This is a genomic window from Rectinema subterraneum, from assembly GCA_009768935.1.
Lineage (GTDB): Bacteria > Spirochaetota > Spirochaetia > Treponematales > Rectinemataceae > Rectinema > Rectinema subterraneum.
In genome coordinates, this window is the sequence record WESA01000051.1 from 1 (window position 1) to 17,725 (window position 17,725).

17 protein-coding genes and 1 tRNA gene are annotated in these 17,725 nt (G+C 53.7%); 8 read left to right on the forward strand and 10 right to left on the reverse strand.

The window, feature by feature from the left end:
• Window positions 1-274 precede the first annotated feature (274 nt).
• The 3 genes from GAP13_RS11015 (at window position 275) to GAP13_RS11025 (ending at window position 1,920) form a co-directional block, all read left to right on the forward strand.
• Window positions 275-808, forward strand: coding sequence for a periplasmic heavy metal sensor (locus tag GAP13_RS11015; protein WP_158908374.1), 534 nt, complete (start codon window positions 275-277; stop codon window positions 806-808).
• A gap of 88 nt (window positions 809-896) precedes the next feature.
• On the forward strand, window positions 897-1,547 hold the full coding sequence (locus tag GAP13_RS11020) for an RNA polymerase sigma factor (RefSeq protein ID WP_158908375.1): 651 nt from the start codon (window positions 897-899) through the stop codon (window positions 1,545-1,547).
• On the forward strand, window positions 1,534-1,920 hold the full coding sequence (locus GAP13_RS11025; RefSeq protein ID WP_158908376.1) for a hypothetical protein: 387 nt from the start codon (window positions 1,534-1,536) through the stop codon (window positions 1,918-1,920). The genes GAP13_RS11020 and GAP13_RS11025 overlap by 14 nt, the downstream gene beginning before the upstream one ends.
• Before the next feature lie 15 nt (window positions 1,921-1,935).
• Here GAP13_RS11025 and proS read toward each other — a convergent pair whose 3' ends face one another.
• Window positions 1,936-3,393: a proline--tRNA ligase gene (gene proS, locus GAP13_RS11030; RefSeq protein ID WP_158908377.1), complete on the reverse strand. Its 1,458-nt coding sequence runs from the start codon at window positions 3,391-3,393 to the stop codon at window positions 1,936-1,938.
• Window positions 3,394-3,478: 85 nt separating this feature from the next.
• Here proS and GAP13_RS11035 point away from each other — a divergent pair, with 85 nt between their 5' ends.
• The gene (locus tag GAP13_RS11035) at window positions 3,479-4,306 is read left to right on the forward strand and encodes a hypothetical protein (RefSeq protein WP_158908378.1); all 828 of its coding nucleotides are present in this window, start codon (window positions 3,479-3,481) and stop codon (window positions 4,304-4,306) included.
• 58 nt (window positions 4,307-4,364) lie between these two features.
• On the opposite strand, the gene GAP13_RS11040 is transcribed toward GAP13_RS11035, so the two are convergent.
• Complete coding sequence (locus GAP13_RS11040) at window positions 4,365-5,015, reverse strand: diacylglycerol/polyprenol kinase family protein (protein ID WP_158908379.1); 651 nt, start codon at window positions 5,013-5,015, stop codon at window positions 4,365-4,367.
• A gap of 74 nt (window positions 5,016-5,089) precedes the next feature.
• Between GAP13_RS11040 and GAP13_RS11045 the strand changes: the two genes are divergently transcribed.
• A tRNA-Val gene (locus GAP13_RS11045) sits at window positions 5,090-5,161 on the forward strand.
• Window positions 5,162-5,347: 186 nt separating this feature from the next.
• On the opposite strand, the gene GAP13_RS11050 is transcribed toward GAP13_RS11045, so the two are convergent.
• Window positions 5,348-6,604 (reverse strand): MDR family MFS transporter, encoded by a 1,257-nt coding sequence (locus GAP13_RS11050; protein WP_158908380.1) that lies wholly within the window; start codon window positions 6,602-6,604, stop codon window positions 5,348-5,350.
• Here GAP13_RS11050 and GAP13_RS11055 point away from each other — a divergent pair.
• Window positions 6,594-7,742, forward strand: coding sequence for a sugar phosphate nucleotidyltransferase (locus tag GAP13_RS11055; RefSeq protein WP_241864352.1), 1,149 nt, complete (start codon window positions 6,594-6,596; stop codon window positions 7,740-7,742). The genes GAP13_RS11050 and GAP13_RS11055 overlap by 11 nt on opposite strands.
• A 75-nt stretch (window positions 7,743-7,817) precedes the next feature.
• Here GAP13_RS11055 and GAP13_RS11060 read toward each other — a convergent pair whose 3' ends face one another.
• The gene (locus tag GAP13_RS11060; RefSeq protein WP_158908381.1) at window positions 7,818-10,235 is read right to left on the reverse strand and encodes an SIS domain-containing protein; all 2,418 of its coding nucleotides are present in this window, start codon (window positions 10,233-10,235) and stop codon (window positions 7,818-7,820) included.
• Between the two features lie 96 nt (window positions 10,236-10,331).
• Between GAP13_RS11060 and GAP13_RS11065 the strand changes: the two genes are divergently transcribed.
• Window positions 10,332-11,234 (forward strand): acyl-[acyl-carrier-protein] thioesterase, encoded by a 903-nt coding sequence (locus tag GAP13_RS11065; protein ID WP_158908382.1) that lies wholly within the window; start codon window positions 10,332-10,334, stop codon window positions 11,232-11,234.
• Between the two features lie 111 nt (window positions 11,235-11,345).
• Here the strand turns inward: GAP13_RS11065 and tpx are convergent, their stop codons facing one another.
• The 4 genes from tpx to GAP13_RS11085 all read right to left on the reverse strand — a co-directional run bounded on the left by tpx (window position 11,346) and on the right by GAP13_RS11085 (window position 15,005).
• Window positions 11,346-11,855: a thiol peroxidase gene (tpx, locus tag GAP13_RS11070; protein WP_158908383.1), complete on the reverse strand. Its 510-nt coding sequence runs from the start codon at window positions 11,853-11,855 to the stop codon at window positions 11,346-11,348.
• A 115-nt stretch (window positions 11,856-11,970) separates the two neighbouring features.
• Window positions 11,971-12,894 carry a universal stress protein gene (locus GAP13_RS11075; protein ID WP_158908384.1) on the reverse strand — a complete coding sequence of 308 codons (924 nt, stop codon included), beginning with the start codon at window positions 12,892-12,894 and terminating at the stop codon, window positions 11,971-11,973.
• A 3-nt stretch (window positions 12,895-12,897) separates the two neighbouring features.
• Window positions 12,898-14,265 (reverse strand): Nramp family divalent metal transporter, encoded by a 1,368-nt coding sequence (locus GAP13_RS11080; protein WP_158908385.1) that lies wholly within the window; start codon window positions 14,263-14,265, stop codon window positions 12,898-12,900.
• On the reverse strand, window positions 14,265-15,005 hold the full coding sequence (locus GAP13_RS11085) for an MBL fold metallo-hydrolase (protein WP_158908386.1): 741 nt from the start codon (window positions 15,003-15,005) through the stop codon (window positions 14,265-14,267). The genes GAP13_RS11080 and GAP13_RS11085 overlap by 1 nt, the downstream gene beginning before the upstream one ends.
• A 120-nt stretch (window positions 15,006-15,125) precedes the next feature.
• On the opposite strand from GAP13_RS11085, the gene GAP13_RS11090 reads away from it, so the two are divergent.
• Complete coding sequence (locus GAP13_RS11090; RefSeq protein ID WP_158908387.1) at window positions 15,126-16,292, forward strand: glycosyltransferase; 1,167 nt, start codon at window positions 15,126-15,128, stop codon at window positions 16,290-16,292.
• Window positions 16,293-16,375: 83 nt separating this feature from the next.
• Here the strand turns inward: GAP13_RS11090 and GAP13_RS11095 are convergent, their stop codons facing one another.
• Both GAP13_RS11095 and GAP13_RS11100 read right to left on the reverse strand, forming a co-directional pair.
• Window positions 16,376-17,023 carry a deoxynucleoside kinase gene (locus tag GAP13_RS11095; protein WP_158908388.1) on the reverse strand — a complete coding sequence of 216 codons (648 nt, stop codon included), beginning with the start codon at window positions 17,021-17,023 and terminating at the stop codon, window positions 16,376-16,378.
• Between the two features lie 91 nt (window positions 17,024-17,114).
• Window positions 17,115-17,725, reverse strand: a 611-nt coding sequence (locus tag GAP13_RS11100; protein ID WP_222126208.1) for a YkgJ family cysteine cluster protein, incomplete at its 5' end; no start/stop codon positions are given.

The window sequence follows — 17,725 nt, forward strand, 5'->3', positions numbered from 1 at the left end:
TGACGAGAACGGAAGAGACGAACCCCGAAACGACAAAGTTGATTGAGCGTCTGGTCGAACGCGGTACCATGCGTGAGATAGCATGGGACTCGTTTCGATGATTGATAGACTATGTTTAAGTAGGTAGTATTCTGGAAACCGCCGTATACGGAACCGTACGTACGGTGGTGTGAGAGGTCGGGGGCCGTGAGGCCCCCTCCTACTCGATTGTGCTATAATTCTTGGAACCATATGGCGCCAGCGTGCGACAATTATATGAAGAGTGGAGGAGTGTATGAAATCGAACCGGGCGAAACTGCTCGTTATGCTGTTTCTGATCGCGGCTGTTGCGCTGGTGAGTGCGCAGGGCGGGCCGGGTATGGGCATGCAAGGTGTGATGGGCCCATCTGCAGTGCGTGAATGGTTCAAGAGCCTCAATTTGACCAACGATGACCTGGACAAGCTCGAAAAGACCCTCGCGGCGCGCGAGCTCGAGCTTGTGAAAGCGCAGAATGAAATAAAGATCTTGCAGACAAAGGTCGCCAACATGCTGCTCGAACCGAACCCTGATATGGCGCAGATCGAAGATGCAGTTGCCAAAAGTCTCGAATGGGAAAAAACGGTGAGGATGATCCAGATTGAGCGCCAGGTGGAAATTCGCAAGATTCTCGGCGAGCAGCGCTGGCAGTCGGTACTGCTTCTTGTGCGAGAGGCGAGAATGTCGGAAAAGGCCGGCAAGTTTGCTAATTCATTCAGCGCGAAGGGATTGAGCCCTGATGAAGCTGATCGCTATACCAGGCTTCTGAAAGTGCTGCGGAGGATTATGTGAGTGCGACGGTGCGATTGCGCATGGCAGCCGCGCTGCGCGTATCAAAAAGCATTATATTATGAACAGCAATGAATTATTGGTGCGTGCAATGAGCGCAGAAAAAAAAGAATTCGGCCGTCTCAAGCCGGACGATAGCGCCGCTACGGCACAGGTTTCTCTGCCCGCAGGCGATGATCCTGTCGACCTTTCGCTCGCGGAACACGCGGCAAAAGGTGACAAAGGCGCATTCGAGCGCCTCATGTGGCGCTGGTGGGATCGGATTCGTGGATATTGTGCAACTTTTGTGGCATTCGATCCGGAGCTAGCTGAGGAAGCAGCGCAGGAGTCGCTGATCCGGATTTACAAAGCGCTTCCCCGCTGGCGAAAAGAAAGCTCTCTTGGGGGCTATCTCTACGGCATCTGCAGGACTGCGAGCCTTGATGTGATCCGTTCCCGCGCGCGGCATAGTGCGCGTTCGATGTCGGTAGAAGATTTTGATTCGCTCTCTCTTGAGAGCCCGCATTCTACTGGAGAAGCGAATGTCCTTCAGGAAGAAGCAAACCAGATGCTTGCAAAGGCGATGCAACGCCTCGATCCGGAAGATCGCTCGATGCTCTACCTCCACGAAGTAGAAGGAAAAGGGCTTGCAGAGCTGGGCGCAATGTACAATTTGCCGGTTGGAACAGTAAAATCGCGCCTGTTCCGCGTGCGGGACAAGCTGAGCGTGATGCTCAAGGAGATGGGGTATGAGCTCCGCTGAAAAGAAAGAAATCTATCTCAAAGACGCGCTGAAAGACGCAGCGATGTCGTCTGCTCCCTCTTTCCCGGACTTTGCTGATGTGTATCGCAAGGCTGAGCAACGCCCACGAAAAGTTCGGCGTATCGCCTTTTCTGCGGCTATCACCGCAGTTGCAGCAGCGGCGAGTTTCTGGATCGGCATCGCGTGGAACAGCCAGACTTCGCGCGATATCGCGCTGATCGATTCGTGGACTGTAAGCGCTGCTCCCGTTGCAGTGAGCGTGAGCACAACGCAGGGCGCTCAGAATGAAATAGTGCTCACCGCGTATCAAACCAGCCCGGTTAACCTTTTTGTGCAAGACCTCTGGGAAAGCTCGGCTGGAACAGGGCTGTAATCAAGGCTGGACGACTCAGTAGTTCCGTGCGAAAATCGCGCGGTGCTTTGCGGGCGCGCCGCAAATCGCACATTTTCCTTCGATATGGTCTTGTTTGCCAAGCGGGATACACCGCAGCGTCGCTTTGGTTTTTTCTTTGAGCGATGCTTCGCATTCAGCAGAACCGCACCACAGCGCTTCGGCAAAGCCGCCCTTTGCGCCGGATGTCCCTGCGGTTTCCACACCGAAGAACTCGATGAGTTCGCCGAGCGTGCTCACCGGCACCGTATTGGCGTCGTGGAATGCCTTTGCGCGCTCATAGAGCGAAGCCTGAATCTGCGTCTGCAGTTCCCTGAGCCTTGCGCCCGCTTCTCCGACCGGCACAAATAGTTTTTCGCCCGTGTCCCTGCGAACCATAACGACCTGCCCGGCCTGCATGTCGCGTGGGCCAATTTCGATGCGCACCGGCGTGCCGCGCATTTCCCACTCCGCGAATTTCCAGCCCGGGCTCGAGGAATCATCGATATCTAGCACGATTTTGAAGCCCGCTGCGCGCAGCTCGGCCTGCAGCTTTTCCGCGAAGGCGGTCACCGCAGCTTTCGTGTCGTTGCGGTAAATAGGAATGATCACCGCATCCTCCGGCGAGAGGGTAGGCGGCAGCACAAGGCCTTTATCGTCTGAATGCGTCATGATGACCGCGCCGACGAGCCGGGTCGACACGCCCCAACTGGTTGCCCAGACGTACTCGAGCTCACCCTGCCTGCTCTGGAACTTCACGTCGAAAGCTTTGGCGAAATTCTGACCGAGGAAATGGCTTGTGCCAGCTTGCAGCGCCTTCTTGTCCTGCATCATTGCTTCGATTGAATAGGTGTCGACTGCGCCTGCGAATTTTTCGCTCTCACTCTTGAGCCCGGGGACTACAGGGACCGCCAGATAGCGTTCGACGACATCGCGGTACACTTCGAGCATGCGCAGGGTTTCCTCTCGGGCTTCCTTCTCGGTTTCGTGAGCCGTATGCCCTTCCTGCCATAGGAATTCCGATGTGCGCAAAAAGAGCCTGGTTCGCTTTTCCCAGCGCACGACATTCGCCCACTGGTTGATGAGAAGCGGCAGATCGCGCCAGGACTGGATCCAGTTGCGATACATGGCCCAGATGATGGTCTCGCTGGTGGGACGAATGCAGTATGGCTCCTCGAGCTTCTCGCCACCGCCATGCGTCACGACTGCAAGCTCCGGCGCGAAGCCATCAACATGTTCAGCTTCCTTTTCCAGGAAGCTCATCGGTATGAGCAAGGGGAAATATGCATTTTCATGGCCGGTTTCCTTGAAACGCCGGTCGAATTCGTCGCGAATTTTTTCCCAGATCGCATAGCCACGCGGCCGGATCACCATGCTGCCTTTCACCGGCGAATAGTCTGCCAGTTTCGCATTCAGGATGATGTCGATGTACCATTGGGAATAATCGACTTCGCGCGGTGTAATCTTTTCTGCCATACTGCACCTCAAGTAGTGGGAATTCGCCATACTATAGTGAAAAGCGATGCTTCAATCAATCGCCGGAATAAAGTAGGATAAGGATGTGACAACGCGGAATTTTCGTTTTACATACTGGATTTTCTCGATCGTCAGTGTTCTGGCGCTCGCTGGCTCGATCCTGCTCGCGATTCGCACAGGAACCGATAAACGGCTTCCGTTCTTTCTGGCTGATGCAAGGCTGTATACCGAATACTTTTTCTTCGGAGCGCCGGTGGGCATCCAGCTGGCGGCAGCTCTGCAAATTTGCTTTTTGCTGCTCTGCTCAAGTGCGGTGCTCATCATCGTTCTTTTTACGTTTCAAAAAACGGTGTCGGCAGAGGTATATTTAATCGCACTCTGGGCATTTCTGGTCGATGCAGAGGCGCTCAGGCTTGTCATGCTCATCATTTCCCAGCGAAGCACATCGATTGGACCACTTGTTTCGCTGACGCGGGTGGTGTACGGTGCCCGATTTACCGGCTTGATATCGCTTTTCATCTCGGGGCTGTACGCTGTCGGCATCGGACATGAGCGACCTCAGACCGGATACCTCCTTGCAATTCTGTTCGGTGCGATGATAGCCATGCTCATACCCATCAGTATCGATCGTTTTCAGTCGTCTTTCATGCTCGCGGCGGGATATCGCGACATTACCATGATTGTTACCATCTCGCTCATTGTGATCAACTTTATAGACTATGTCGTGGCAGCGCGGCTCAAAGAAGATTCTTCGTATGTGTTTGCGGGAATCGGTTTGACCATTGCTGCGGGCTCCTGGGTGTGGCTGTGGAATACGCGTCCGCTCATGGGGGGAATTGGAATTGCATTGCTTTTTGCAGCGGGCTTGTTCGGGGTGATCAAGAGGCTTCACAAAATCTATATCTGGAAATGAGGGCGAGAGCGCACAGGCGGCATGGAAGACCGAGCTCGATTTTTTGGGCTGGAGCGCGCTAGAGCACAATAGAAGCGATGATTCCCGCTGCAAGCGGAATCAATATATTGTCCCAATCCTTTGTCGGCCAGAACTCCACAGACGCAGTTGCGGCAGCAATGATAAGCGCGGGAATGAATTTGCCCGTAAAAACAAAGACAGCGACAAGCACAGTCAGAAAACAGAAAACAGATCCTTCGAAAGATTTTCCGCCGGAGAGAGGCATCGGGATGCGTCCGAACGATTTCCCTATCAAACTGGAGAAGCTGTCGCCGATTGCAAGCGCAAGAATAGCCACTTTTGCCTGCAGCGGATCGAAGATAATGATTGCGAGCAACGCGCCAAGCGCAAGGGTAATGGGCCCTATGACAAATCGATTGCCATCGCGGCGCCGTGCTGCGTGTTCGGTAATTGGCGCGATGATTGGAACGATGATTCCCCTGTGCCGGAGCCATTCACTCGTGGAATACACAAGCATTCCAATCAGCAAGGCTACAATCGGAACAGCCGGAGAAATGTCGAGGAGGGGAATGCAGATGATGATAAGGAGATGAAGCGACTTCCGCGTCAGTTCGATTTTTATTTCTTCAGCTGGAGATTGAAAATGTATCCGCCTGTTTTGTTCATGATCTATGCGATCAGCACGGGTCACTACATGATCAATTCTCACATCCAGCCTCTTTCAGGTCTATCCTTGACATAGCAAGGCATCGTTTGCTAGGATGCCGCTCGAGAGTGCTGAGTGGGCGATTAACTCAGTGGGAGAGTGCCACCTTCACACGGTGGAAGTCATTGGTTCAAATCCAATATCGCCCATCCAGCGCTCTTCTTGTATACATCGGCAAAAAAGATACCTGAAAAAAGAACATATCGCATTGAAAGCGCCGAATATTCTATAGCATACGACTATTCGCGGAGAAATACAACATATTGTATCAATTGATGAATCGGTTGGGCGCCTGAGACCGGCACAAGGCCACTAAAAGGCTGGCGAAATGCCGCTTACATAGCGCGCGCCTTGCCCAATTTTCTTCCCGGCCTGTTTTCGATAATCCCAAGATACCAGATGCCGATGCATGCCAGCGCAGCGATAAGGCCCAAGTATGGCCATGCAGTCTTTAGCCCGAAGCGATCCGTAAACCAGCCTACAACCGGAGGGCTCACGCTCCAGCCCAATCCTCCAATCAGAGGAAGAACAGCCTGGAATCGGCCCCTGTGCGAAATCGGAGTGTGGTTCGCGACGTACGTGCCTTCATTTGTCGCGTTCACAATCTCGCCAAGCGTCCAGATAGCCGTCGTCAGATACATGAGCAAAACTGAGGGAGCGAGGCCGATGAGCCCGAAGCCAAGCGCGAACAAGATGCCCGCAAGCGCAACTGCGTTGATTGGCTTCCATCGCTGCGTAAGAGCCATTATTGGGGTCGACAGCACAATCACCATCGTCGCATTGAGCGTCATGAGGGTTCCATAGATCACCGATCCCCGGGCACCGAAAAATTCTTTTGTCTGCAGAGGCAGCGCAAAACGGTGCTGGGCATAGACAAAGCCATACAGCCCGGTAAGAATAGTGAACATAACAAGATACGGCCTCGAAAGGAGCGCTTGGATGATGTTGCCTCGATGCGCCTCGTCTGTCGCGCCCGAACCGAAGCTCGCTTCCACCTGTTCGCGGGAGGGCTTTGTCTCGGGCACTTTCAGGGCAACAAGGCTGACTGCGGCAAGAATCGCGATTGCATTCCCCCAGAAGAGCCAGGAAGTCGATTTTTCGAACAGAAAGCCCGCGATCATCATGCCGACCGCAAACCCCAAATTATGCCCCAAATACGTCAAGGAAAACGCCCTGCGCCGGGTTTCAGGGGTGGTGAGGTCCGTCATCATGGCGGAGCGAGCGGGGTCGGTGAGCCCGTCGAAGAACACGCTTGCGAGCAAAAACCACCGCACATTGCCGCCGATGCCAGCAAACCCGCAAGGAATATAGCAGAGCCCCGACAGGACCTGCGCGGCGACCATCAGCTTCTTGCGCCCGAATGTATCCGCGATTTTTCCGCCTATGAAATTTGCCGGGATGTAGGCAAAATTCACAATCATGATGAAAAAGCCTGCCTCTTGCTGGGTCATTCCGACCCGCCCGGTGAGGTACAGCGTAAGGAAGGGGAACACGAACATTCCGACCGAATTGATGACCGTCGCGGCGAACAGCACGTACAGCGATGAAGGGAGGCCGCTGTAAACATTCAGGAATTTGCGTATGGGGCGCATAATCAAGGCTCTACGTTATACGGCTTCGGGCTTTTGGGTCAAGGTGCGAGGTTGGATCGAAGGTCAGAGTGCGGCGGCTGGAGCAGCTTCTGGTGCAGCGCGGCCCGGCTTGGTACGGCTCGGAATTGCGCGAAATGTCCGAATCGCAGGTGCGCGGCCCGGTTTTCGCTTTTTCAGCACAAAATTGCACGAAACGCCCCCGCAAGTCCATTCTGGCCGCCCCGAATTGCAAAGAGCTGCCCCGCCCGTTACAATAATTGCCATGAAAGGCATAATCGTTGCGGCGGGCTATGGTACCCGCTTCCTTCCTGTCACTAAGACTATCCCCAAGGAAATGCTCCCCATCGGCGTCACGCCGAGCATTGCGTACATTGCAAAAGAATTCGTCGATTCGGGGATTACCGACATCATCGTGATTTCGAGCCGGCGCAAAAAAGCTCTTGAAGATTATTTCGACCGCGAGATCGAGCTCGAGGAGCTCTTCATGCGCGAAGGCAGGGAAGACAGGCTCGAGAAAATCCGCCCGTTCCCGGCGCGCATCTCTTTTGTCCGCCAGGCCGAGATGAAGGGCACGGGGCATGCGCTCATGCAGGTGAGCCACCTCCTTGGCGGTGAGCCCTGCATCGTTGCGTATCCCGATGATATCGTGATTGGTACGGTGCCGCTTGCGCGCCAGCTCATGTCAGTCTACGAGCAGACCGGAAAATGCGTGCTTGCCACGATTTATGAGCCTGGTGATGTCTCGCGCTATGGTGTAATCGATCCTGCGCCGGACGGCGTGAGTGTGCGCGGATTTGTCGAAAAGCCGGCGGCAGGCTCGGAGCCGAGCCACGAAGTTTCCATAGGCCGCTTTTTGTATACTCCTGAGTTTTTTGGATGGCTGGCACAAGGTTGGGAGCACCATGGGTCGGGCGAGTACTACCATGTCTACGCACTCAACAAGATGATAGAAAAAGGCAAGGTCGCTTACGCGCGCGTCGATGGCACGAGGCTCGATACTGGCGAGCTTGGAGGGTTTTTTGAAGCGCAGCTCTATAATGCGATGCAGGAGCCGGCGCTGAAGTTGGTATTGGCTCGTTTTGTTGCAGAGCATGGGGCTGAGCTCGGGCTTGGCGGCTCGAGGCCGGACAGGAAATAGCAGGGGCGAGGCAAGTGCTGCAGCTGCGGCAATGCCTCTCGCAATACCCCGCGGCGCCCTCAGCGTTAGCGCCCCTCAGTCCACCGTAATCGATTTCGAGACATTCTTCGGCGCATCGGGATGTACGCCGTGGTTTTGTATTCCGAGCGAATCAAGCCACTCCATTTTGCGCACCGACATGCGGTACGCCAGATACTGCAGCACAATTGTTGCCGAGAACACAAAGAGGCAGGGGTCGCCCGAGGGCGGCAAAGGAATGTACTTTGACCAGTACGATTCAGCCCCCATCGGCTTGCCTTCCACGGCAAGAGCCAGCTCCTGCTGAGGCTCAGCGATGAGTACGATGTCAGCGCCGCGAATCTTGTGGGTGTGGATCTGGCTTATTGTGATGCGCCGATCGCGTTCTTCAGGCGGGCAGATGAAGACAAGCGGATAATTGTTGGTGAGTTTTTCGAACAGCTCATTGCCTATGCCGCGTATCGGCTCTGTTCCTACGAGCTTTTCGATGTCAGCAAGCGAGAGAATTGTGTTCCGGCCCAGAATCGTGTTCGGTCCATGTTTGAATTCCGCAGCGTCGTAGCCCTCGGTGTGGTTCAGGACGACTTCGCGTATTTTGAGCGCCCCTTCGCGCGCAAGCCCTATAAGCCCGGTTCCGAGAATGTGAATCGATGGCGCAGCAAAGAGATGTGCGGCGACCGTTTCGATATCGCCCATGCGGGTCTCGATCGTTTCGGTCATCAGGTCTTTCGCCTTGAGCAGATTATCGCGAATCCGCTGCTCGGGCATCGAGAAACTCGCAGCGATAAGATAGAGAATGGCGATCTGGCTTGTGAAGGATTTGGTGGCTGCGACCGCTATTTCCGGCCCGCAAAGCAGGGGCAGGTAGAAATCTGAAAGTTCCTGCGGGATGCGGCTGTTTTCGTTGTTCACAATGCTCACGAGGCGAACCGAAGGGCTCGCCTTTTTCACATCCTGGAAAATATCGACGAGGTCTTTTGTTTCGCCTGATTGCGAGATGCCGATGATGAGGTCATTCGAGCTCAGGCAATTGAAATACATCGAGCGGAAAATACCGGGGTTGCAAGGATATACCGGAATGTGTGCCATTTCGTTGAAGAAAAACGCAGCAGTCAGCGCAGCATGGTAGGAGGTGCCCGAGGCGACAAGGTAAATCCTTCCGCCAGAATGCGATGCCTCGTGAATCGCGTTTTTCAGTTCGCCTGTGTAGCGAAGCACCGCACGCCGCTTTCGCCATACGATTACTTTGTCCATGAGGAGCAGCCGGTCCCTTGACAACGGGTCGAGGGCAGCAAGTTCCTTAAGAAGCTCAGCCTCGTCCGAGATAAAGTCGAGCCCGACAAAATGCGCTGCCCCCGCATTCTGGACACGCGCTTCTACTTCATTCCAGGCAGAAGAATCAAACACTTCGCGCATGCCGGAGATCAGCGCCTCGCTTCCAAATCGCTCCGAGAGCGAAGCGATTTTGTCCGCAGTCTCTTTGCAGTCATCTTTGCGTTCTTCGAACAGCTCGGCAAGCGGCTCGATCGAAGGATCCCGGAAATAGTAGCGCAGCACCTGGTTGATGTTGTTCGGGCTCGAAGAAATTTCCTGCTCCATGTAATGCTGGTATTCAGGCGAGAGCTGGGTATCTTTGATTGAGAGTTTCGAGCGTTTGAGGCGCGGATGCGAGAAAAATGGCTGGCCCTGCAGGCTGAAAATGAGGTACTGCTTGTCGGTGAACCAAATGCCTTCGCCTTCGGAAAGAGGAATGAGGGCACGCGTTTTGGACAGCACACTGGTGAGGTCGGAAGAAAGCACAATAAAGTCCCCGTGCGAATCGCTTCCCATGCCTGCATAGAGGGATGAGCCCGATTTTATCGCAAAAACGCCGGGGAGCTGAGGGTCAGCGACAGCAGCGGCATATGAGCCTTCCGCAAGAGATTCGGCTTTGCGGATTGCTTCGATCATGCGCAGGACACCGTCGGGCACTCCTTCGATTATGCCAGCATTCGCGTAGGCTTTACGCAAGTGGGCGAGTTCGGAGCTCGCGAGCGATTGCGCGGCGGCATACTGCTCTTCGATGAGATGAACGATTATTTCTCCGTCGTTATCGGAGACAACCGCATGGCCACGAGCAGTAAGCCATGCCTTGAGCGTGTCGGTATTGGAGATGTTGCCGTTGTGCGCGCCGACAAGCTCGACTTTGCAGCGCACATGGTGCGGCTGGCTGTTGACATCGGTCACTGCGCCGTAGGTCGCCCATCTTACCTGCCCGATAAAGCGCTGGCCGCTGAACGAAGGGATATTCAGCAGCGGGCAGACTTTTGAAGGGGCGCCGACCTGTTTTCGCAGTGTGATGCGCTTGTCTTTTCCGATGAATGACGCGCCTGTAGAATCATAGCCGCGATACTCGAGGCGCTTGAGCAGAGCCTCGGCCTCTTTTCCCATCGAGGGGTTTTCGTCTTTGTAGACGAGTGAGACGATTCCACACATGCAGCTAGTATACCATGGAAAATTTAAAAATGGGGGTCAGACCCCTTTTTTAAATTTGGAGAAAGGATAAGATGAAAAGCCTGAAGGGATGGCAGTATGATACAACCAATGGAACTTCAATATGTGGTGAGAGGCTATGACTGTGGCTATGGCGGCCCGCTCAAGCCTTTTGCGCTCGCCAATTTCTTTCAGGAAGCAGCGGGCGCTCACGCTTTGGCGCTGGGTATCGGCATGGAGGATATGTGGGCGAAAGGGCTGACCTGGATGCTCGCGCGTATCGATATTCGGATTGAACGGCTGCCTCCGGAAGGGCAGACTGTCGTGGTGAGAACCTGGCCTGTGGGCACAAAAAGGCTTTTCGCCCAGAGGTGCATCGAGCTTGTCGACAGCTCAGGGGTGAAATGCGCAGGTGCGATGTATGAATATATTGTTGTTGATATAAAAACTCGCCGCGCCGTGCGGCCGGAACGGACACTGCCAATCGACCTGCGCACCGATATTCCATGGCCCTTTCCTGATCTTGAACCTGGCATTGATGGCGCAGCATTTGCCGCGCTCGCACAAGCGCTTCAATCCGCAAACTTCGGGCAGCATGAAGAGGCAGATATTCCAAGCGCCGATTTCATTGCGGCACAAGGTTTTATGCCTGCCTTTTCCATCGAGGCACGCGCACGCCATATCGACCACAACGGGCATGTCAACAATGCGCACTTTATCAATTGGCTGTGCGATGCTGTTCCGATGCCGCCCGGGGCGCACCTAAGCCGAATCAAAATCGATTTTGTACACGAGATTCTAAAGGGTGAGCATGTGCACGCCTGGGCCAAAGCCAACGATCTCGCGACCTTCGAGTCTTCGCTCTCGAGTGCTCCCGATGGTTCGCTGCACAACCCAGCGCCGCAGTCCGAAAATACTCATGCGCAAACTTGGCTGACAGCTCTGTCGGTGGGCAAAGAGCTGGTTGCGCGAGGCATGCTTTCGATCACGACAGCCGAGTAAGCGGGGGTTTTATCTTTCTTGCGCAGCGCAATTTTGCATGGATAGCAAAACAGGCCGCTGCGAATTTATTTTTGCACGCTATTTTGCACTATTTCGCGCGCTGGGCTTTTTTTACAGAGCTTTCTTCGCCGCTAATAGCGCGCTTTCGTAATCGGGTTCCTGCGCAATCTCCGGCACTTGCTGAGTATAGACAACCGTATTGTCTTTGTTGAGCACCACGACTGCACGGGACAAAAGCCCGGCGAGCGGGCCAGTGATCATTTCGACACCATAGGTCTTGCCAAATTCCCTGTCGCGCAACTCGGAGAGGGTCACGACCTTGTCGATACCTTCGGCTTCGCAGAAGCGCTTCTGGGCGAAGGGCAGGTCCCTGCTAATTGTCAGAATGACCACGTTCCCGAGCGAGGCTGCAGCCTTGTTGAATGCGCGGGCGCTTGCGGCGCACACACCGGTATCGAGGCTAGGGACAATGTTCAGAATTTTCACGAGGCCCGCGAAATCAGCGAGGCCGACATCTTTGAGATCGCTTCCAGTCAGGCGGAAATCCGGCGCTTTTGTTCCTTTTGCGGGCAAAGTTCCACTGGTCTGAACGGGATTACCTTTGAATGTGATTGTTGCCATTTCTATTCTCCTGTGCCGGCTATTAAGCCAGCAATATCAAAACGTTATATGCTTCTAAAATATGGAATATGGCGCGCAACGGCAAGGGCGGCAGCGCTGCAAGTGCAACGCCAGCTTATTCATGGAGCGGGACAAGCAGTATCGGTGCACTGCTCAGCGAAACGATTTTTGCGGCGACACTCCCTTTCCAGAACGCTTTCATTCCCGATCGTCCGTGTGTGCCAAGCACTATAAGCGGCTGATCCAGCTTTTTCGCGACACCAGTAATTTCGTGGGCAGGATCGCCGCGCAGTACGGATATCGAACATGCTATCCCTGCCTCCGCAAGGCTTTTCTGGTGGGCAGAAAGATGTTCGCGCAGTTTCTGCTCTTCAATATCGAGAATGGCTGATGAGGTAGCAGGCGACATGAGTCCCCAGCCCCCATCCTTACCTTTCAGCGAGCTGAATGTAGGGACTACCGAAAGAAGCACGAGGCGGGCATGGACAGCTTCGGAGATTTCTTTACCATAATCTATTGCTTTATCATGAATTGATGCATTATCGAGCGCGACGACCACATGCGCAATCCCTGGCGCGCCGCTTTTGGTTGCGCTACGCTCTGCCGCGTCCGATTTCAGCAATAAAACCGGCGCACTCCCCAGCCCTATCACCCGCGTTGCCAAAGACCCGATAAGGACTTGCGTAAAATTGCTTCTACCATGGGAACACATGACCACAAGGTCAGGCCCAAGCTCGGTCATGTGGTCTGCAATGCTGGTTGCGACATCGGCGCTCTCTTCGAGGTGGACATGGCTCAGGATGCGCCCTTTGAACGCGTACTTCCCCTGGAATCTGCGCGCGATTTCCTCGAGATAGCGCCTTGCCTCTTCGGCATGTTCCAAGTGGCGCTCACCATGAATCTGCTCGGGCGGATTTTTTTCGATTGCATGGAAAAGGGTAATATCGGCTTCGAATGCCTGTGCGAGATACATCGCCATGGGCAGTGCGGTTTCCGCAGTAGATGAACCATCGAGCGGCACCATGATATTCTTGTACACTGTTCAGCCTCCAGCAAATGTCACATAAAGAAGATAGACATTCAGAAGAAGAATCACTCCGGTGACGAAAATGGCGAGCGCTTTCGTGGTCTTTCTGTTCACCAGAACACCCATCAGCTTCTCATTGCTGGTAAACGAAATAAGAGGGATAATCGCGAACGGCAGACCAAAACTGAGCAACACCTGGCTTATAACCAGCGCCTTTGTCGGATCGACACCAAGCGCGATGATGACAATAGAAGGAACCATGGTGATGATGCGCCTCAGCCAGACCGGAATTTCGAAATTCATGAATCCTTGCATGATGATCTGCCCCGCCATTGTTCCCACCGATGCTGATGAAAGGCCGGAAAACAAGAGCGAAATCGCGAAGACCCAGCTCGCCGCCTTGCCAAGCAGCGGCTCCAGCGTACGATAGGCTTCTTCAAGCGAGCCTACTTCGGTGAGCCCCTGCGCGTGAAATGTTGAGGCCGACATTATCAGCATGGCACCATTGACGAGGCTCGCCACGCCCATCGCGACAACAACATCGATGATTTCGTAGCGGAAGAGCTTTTTCAGAAGCGCCGGCTCGCGGACGACGACTCTGTTCTGCATGAGCGAAGAATGCAAATAAATCGCATGCGGCATGACGGTGGCGCCGAGAATGCCCGCCGCGAGGAGAATGCTCGATGGCCCTTTGAATTCCGGCACGAATGCATGGTGCGCGACCTGTCCCCAATCGGGCTTGCCGAGGAAAATCTCAATAACATAACTAATTGCGATGACCGAAACAAATCCGGTGATGACAGCTTCAAGCGATCTGAAGCCATAGCGCTCAAGCGCGAGAATAATGAATGCCGTGATGCCGGTCAGAATGGCTGCGGCCCACAGGGGAATGCCAAAGAGCAGATTGAAGCCGACCGCCGCTCCGAGAAATTCAGCAAGATCGGTCGCCATCGCGACCAGCTCCATGAGCAACCAGAGCGCAACAACAAACCAGCGCGGATAGCGCATTCTACATTGCTCCGCGAGATTTTTGCCTGTTGCAATACCCAGTTTTGCCGAAAGCGCCTGAATGAGCATGGCCATGAGGTTGCTGGCCACAATGACCCACAAAAGAAGATAGCCGAATTGCGCGCCGCCCGAAATGTTCGTCGCAAAATTGCCTGGGTCGACATAGGCCACGCTCGCAATAAACGCCGGGCCCATAAAAGGCAGAATCCGCGCAAAGAAGCCTTTTTTGCTTTTGCCTTCGAGAACATCGGTAGCCGACTTGATGAGCTTTGCGTCGGATTTGGAGTGCCCGTTAGGGTGAGACGAGGCTGGATTGGCTTCATCATGCGTGCCGGGATGCGCGCCAGCTTGAGTTTTCCGGTCTGTCAGAGCCATTACTGGAGATTCCTAATTCTGACCTCGATTTCAGGATTCGCCGCAAGGAGCTTCTGAAGCGCGGCCGTGTCAGTGGAGCCGAAATGATAAGGGTAGAGAATTTTCGGTTTGATGACCCGCGCAGAAGCGGCCGCCTGCTCCGGGGTCATGGTATAGGGCTGATTCATGGGCAAGAAGGTTATGTCGATCGGGTCAAGATTGGCCATTTCGGGAATGGGCTCGGTATCGCCCGCGATATAGATTCGAAGTGAACCAGCGGTAATTACATAGCCATTATCTTTTCTGTCTTTGGGATGATAGCCAGTCCGGTTCGGGGTTACATTATACGCGGGTACCGCCATTACACGCACGCCTGCCGCTTCGACAGTATGGTTGTGTCCGAGTGCTTCTCCTTTGCCCAGTTTTTGGCGCGAAGCTTCCGGCAAAATGATGCGAGTGCCATTTTTGCTGAGCACTGCAATCGCCCCTGCATCGAGATGGTCGCCGTGCTCATGGGTGACAAGAATGAGGTCAGCTTTGGGATATTTTGAGAAATTCGCGTATTGACTCACCGGATCCACATAGATGTACGAACCTTTATAAAGGAGAACAAGCGACCCATGCCCCAGAAAAGCAATCTCCAGGTCTCCTTGCCCTGCATCGAAGCGATCGGAATCTTTGCCTTCCGGCCAGCTCTGCGCAAAGCCAGGAGCTGTTGAAAGCGCACATACAACGGCTAATGAAAGCGCCAGTTTTGCCATAGTGCACCTCCCTCTCTTTAGAGTAATGCCGGCACATGGTACAAGTCAACAAAACCCGGCAGGCGCATGGAGCTGGGTTTTCATTGACTTTTATTGTGCCTACCGATACTTTTATGCCTTATGGACACAATTGTGACTGGGCTTTTCAACGACGGATACGTACCCATTATGGATGGCGTCACTGTCACTGTTCGCAATTATGCGCTTTGGCTGCGAAAAAAACTGGGCCCCACCTATGTGATTACTCCTTTCGTGCCTAACTATAAAGATACTGACCCATTTCCTGTCATTCGATTTCTTTCCATCCCAACCATTGTCCGCCCGCCATATCGCATTGGCCTGCCTGATCTGGATATTCGTCTTCAATTTATACTGAAAAACCGCGATTTTGATATCGTGCATGCGCATTCGCCATTTGCTGCGGGGAACCTTGCGCTCCGCGTCGCTCGTGAAAAACATATTCCGGTAATCGCTACCTTTCATTCAAAATACAGGGATGACCTCATGCGCGCGATTGCTTTCAAGCCCATCGTCGATGAACAAATGAAGCGCATTGTAGACTTTTTTTACAGTGTGGATCATGTATGGGTGCCCCAGGAATCGGTCGCGCTCACGCTTCGCGAATACGGCTACAAAGGTCCCTATGATGTCGTCGAAAACGGCATCGATTTCGAGCCGCCGGCGGATATCACGCAATGCTGGGCTCGAGGCGCGGAATATCTCAAGCTGCCAGAAGAATATTCTGTCGGGCTGTACGTCGGCCAGCATATCCTGGAAAAAAATCTTGAATTTTTAGTGCGTTCGTTGCCGGCTGTCATGGATGCGCTGCCCAACTTCCGAATGGTGTTTGTTGGTAAAGGGTATGCAAAAGAAACGCTTGTCGACCTAGCGCGGCAGCTCGGGATTTCCGATCGGGTCATCTTTCATGATGTGATTTATGATCGAGAATTGCTCAAGGATATTTATGCGAGGGCAGATATATTTCTATTTCCTTCATTGTATGACACTTCAGGTCTGGTTGTGCGCGAAGCCGCGGCGATGAAAACTCCTTCAGTCCTTATCCGCGGATCCGATGCTGCAGAATTTATCAGAGATCAAGAAAATGGCTTCCTCTGTTCCGAAGATAAAGTTGACTTTGCACAGACCGTAGTGCGCGCGCTTTCCGATAAAGATTCATTGAAAAAAGTTGCCGACCAGGCTCAAAAAACCCTGTGCCGGACATGGGAAAACATCGCAGAAGAAGTGGCACAACGGTACAGTTCAATTTTGGAGCGGTGGGCTCGATAGAAAAAGCAGCAGGCCAGAGTGCGGCTGTCGCGAAGATAATTGATGCGAATGTGATTTGCGCGAAGGCGCCAGGCGCTTGCTCGTTACATCTCGAACGGAAACAAATACGGCTGATTGTCCTCGAGCCGCTTGCGGACTGTCCTTAGAATTACCTGCAAATCCCTCGACTCTGCAACGAAATCGAGGCTGTCTCCCGGAATCGTGAGAATCGGCGCCAGGGTAAACGAAGAAATCCATTCTTCATAGAGTCTGTTTAGTCCTTCGAGGTAGGAATCGGGAATCGCTGCCTCGAAGTCGCGGCCGCGCCTCGCAATCCGCGCTTGCAAGGTGGGCACCGAAGCCCTGATGTAAATCACAAGGCTCGGGTGAGGCAGAATCTCCGCGAGCGTTTCGTACAGATTCTGGTAGACCCGCCATTCCCGTTCTCCCATAATTCCTTGCTGGTAAAGATTTTTTGCAAAAACTTGCGCATCTTCATACAGAGAGCGATCCTGCACCACTGAATGCGGATCGGCAGAGAGTCGCCGGTGCATGTCAGCCCGGTTCGCAAGGAAGAAAAGCTGACTCTGGAATGCCCATCGCGGCATGTCAGCATAAAAATCCTTAAGGAAAGGGTTTTCAGAAACAGGCTCGAAATAGGCAATAAAGCCGAGATGCTCGGCGAGCAGGTTGACGAGGGTGGATTTTCCAGCGCCGATATTCCCGGCAACGACAACATATTTGCGGCTCATTACAACGCAAAGACTAACCATGTGCGGCGCAGCACGCAAGTCGGGCGATAGGCAAGCCGGGCTGACCGGCCTGGCGCGGCAAGCACTACCATCACGCGGCATTCGGTTCCGGGCAGTACTGCAGCGTCGTGCCAATCCTCGCCAGAGCGGGACGAATAGCCTCAATAAGAGGTTTTCGCTCGGCAGCTTGCGAGGGATCTAGCGAGAGCACTTCCATCGCAAAATCGGTCATGAGCGGGGGCAGGGCGCCAACCTTGCTGATAATAGTGTCTTGGTCCAATATTCGCGCATCGAGCCCTTGCGGAGCTGGCATGTAACGGCAGAGGCGGTACGAAAGGCGATTATTTTTGTCTTTGATTGCGGAATATCCGAAAAGCCTGCACACAAGAGGACGAGCCGGATAGATGCGGCAGTTTTCGCCAGGCCGGTCGGGATCGTGAAAAGGGCATGGTGAAGGATTTTCAGCTGAAGACGCGATTTGCAAAGAAGGCGCTTCAGCGGCAGAAAAGACTTTGCTATTACTGAGAAGATAATAGGCAATGTAATCTGCCTCGATCGGAAGCACATCGGGCATAAATCCATGACAGCACTTTCCGCAACCGGAAGGGCAGGCTAGCTCGATGCCATGCTGCGAAGCGCTGTCGATAAATGTGCGCTGAGCATCCGAAATCTTACGATAAATTAAATCTAACGTAAGAATTT